The 2926-nt window shown below is 68.9% G+C and carries 1 protein-coding gene; it reads right to left on the bottom strand.

What is annotated here, in order from left to right:
* On the bottom strand, positions 1-2925 hold a 2925-nt coding region (locus AC27IO_RS22375; protein WP_498740834.1), incomplete at its 3' end, for an efflux RND transporter permease subunit.
* Between the last annotated feature and the right edge of the window lies 1 nt (position 2926).

Raw genomic sequence — 2926 nt, 5'->3', positions numbered from 1 at the left:
CCCCCCCATGATGGCCAGGCCCAGCGGCCGGCGCAGCTCGGCCCCCTCGCCCCAGCCCAGCATGAGCGGCAACGCGGCGAACAGCGCGGCCAGCGTGGTCATCAGGATCGGGCGAAAGCGCAGCAGCGCCGCCTGGTGGATGGCCTCTTGCGGGGCCATGCCCTGCTGGCGCTCGGCGTCGATGGCGAAGTCGATCATCATGATCGCGTTCTTCTTGACGATGCCGATCAGCAGGATGATGCCGATGATGCCGATCACCCCCAGGTCGTTGCCCGTCACCATGAGCATCAGCAAGGCCCCCACGCCGGCCGAGGGCAGCGTGGACAGGATGGTCAGCGGGTGGATGTAGCTCTCATACAGCACGCCCAGCACGATGTACACGCACACCATGGCCGCGAGGATGAGCCACAGCTGGCTGGACAGCGATTTTTCGTAGGCGCCCGCTGCCCCGAGGAACTGCATCGACAGCCCCGCCGGCACGCCGATCTCCTGCGCCGCCGCGCGGATGGCATCGACCGCGTTGCCCAGCGACACGCCTTCAGCCCGGTCGAAGCCCAGCGTGGCGGCCGGGTACTGCGCCACGCGGGTGACCTGCAGCGGTGCGAGCTGCTCGCGGATGGTGGCCACGGCGGACAGCGGCGTGGGCGTGCCGCCGCCCGTGCGCAGCTGCAGGGTGCCCAGCGCCTCGGGGCTGTCCAGATGCTCCTGCTGCGCCTCCAGGATCACGCGGTACTGGTTGGTCTCGGTGAAGATGGTGGAGACGATGCGTTGGCCGAACGCGCTGTAGAGCGTGTCGTCCACCGAACTGGCCGTGACCGACAGGCGCGAGGCCGTGTTGCGGTCGATGTCCACGTAGGCCGACAGGCCCTGCGCGCCCGCATCCGACGTGGCGTTGCGCACCTGGGGCACCGTGCGCAGGCGCTCCACCAGTTGGTTCGTCCATTCGTTGACCTGCGCCGAATCCACCCCGCCGATCGACAGGCGGTACTCGGTGGGCCCGGTCTCGGCGTCGATGGTCAGGTCCTGCGTGGGCTGCAGGTACAGCGTCACGCCGGCCACGGCTCGCACGCGGTCGCGCAGTCGCTGCATGACGGCCTCCTGCCCGTCGCGGTCGGCCTTCAGGTTGATCAGCATGCGCCCGGCGTTCAGCATGGTGTTGTTGGCCGCGTCCACCCCGATGAAGGAGCTGAGCGACTGCACGTCCGGATCGGCCAGGATGGCGCGGGCCGCAGCCTGCTGCAGCTCGCTCATGCGGGCGTACGACACGTCCTGCGAGGCCTCCACGCGCGCCTGCAGCTGGCCCGTGTCCTGCGTGGGAAAGAGCCCCTTGGGAATCACCACGTACAGCAGCGCCGTGAGCGCCATCGTGAGCAGCGCCACCACCAGCGTGGCGCCCTGGCGGCGCAGCACCCATTGCAGCCAGATGTCGTAGCGCGCGATCACGCGGTCGAAGCCGCGCTGCACCGCGCCGCCGAAGCCACGCCGCTCGCCGTGCGGGGGCTCGGGTTTCAGCCAGCGCGCCGACATCATGGGCACGAGCGTGAGCGACACCACGGCCGAGATCAGGATGGTGAGCGCCAGGGTCACCGCGAACTCGCGGAACAGCCGCCCCACCACGTCGCTCATGAACAGCAGCGGAATCAGCACCGCGATCAGCGACACCGTGAGCGAGATGATGGTGAAGCCGATCTGCGTGGCGCCCTTGAGCGCGGCCTGGAACGGCGACTCGCCCTCCTCGATGTAGCGGGCGATGTTCTCGATCATCACGATGGCATCGTCCACCACGAACCCGGTGGCAATGGTGAGCGCCATCAGGCTCAGGTTGTTCAGGCTGTAGCCCAGCAGGTACATCACGCCGCAGGTGCCGATGAGCGAGATCGGCACCGCCAGGCTGGCGATCACCGTGGCGCGAAGGCTGTGCAGGAAAAAGAAGATCACCAGCACCACCATCAGCACGGCCAGCACCAGTTCCATCTCCACGTGGTGCACCGATGCGCGGATGCCGGTGGTGCGGTCCGACAGCACCTCCACCTTCAGCGAGGCGGGCAGCCCGGCCTGCAGCTCGGGCAGCTGCTTCTTGATGTTGTCCACCGTGGCGATCACGTTGGCGCCCGGCTGGCGCTGCACGTTCAGGATGATGGCCGGGGTCTCGTTGGCCCAGGCGCCCAGGCGGTTGTTCTCGGCGCTGTCCACCACGCGGGCCACGTCGGTCATGCGCACGGGCGCGCCGTTCTTCCAGGTGACGATGAGGTTCTTGTAGTCGGCCACCGTCACCAGCTGGTCGTTGGCGTTGATGCTGTAGGAGCGCTGCGGCCCGTCGAAGCTGCCCTTGGCGCTGTTGGCGTTGGCCGAGGTGATGGCCGTGCGCAAGGTGTCGAGCCCGATGCCGTACGAGGCCAGCGCCTTGGTGTCGGCCTGGATGCGCACGGCCGGCCGCTGCCCGCCGGCCAGGCTGACCAAGCCCACGCCGGGCACCTGGCTCATCTTCTGCGCCAGGCGCGTGTTCACGAGGTTCTGCACTTCGGTGAGCGGCAGTGTGTCGGAGCTGACGGCCAGCGTGAGTACCGGCGCATCGGCCGGGTTCACCTTGGCATACACCGGCGGCGCAGGCAGGTCGGTGGGCAGCAGCGACGATCCGGCGTTGATGGCGGCCTGCACCTCCTGCTCGGCCACGTCGAGCGCCAGCCCCAGGCCGAACTGCAGCGTGACGATGGACACGCCCGAGGCGCTGGTGGACGACATGCGCGCCAGCCCCGGCATCTGCCCGAACTGGCGCTCCAGCGGCGCACTCACGGTGCGGCTCATGACCTCGGGGCTGGCCCCGGGGTAGAGGGTCTGCACCTGGATGGTGGGGTAGTCCACCTCCGGCAGCGCCGACAGGGGCAGCAGCTTGAAGCCGACCAGGCCGGCCAGCACGATGGCCACC

This window comes from Acidovorax sp. KNOB132, assembly GCF_057541515.1.
This window is presented reverse-complemented; position numbering and strand designations above follow the sequence as displayed.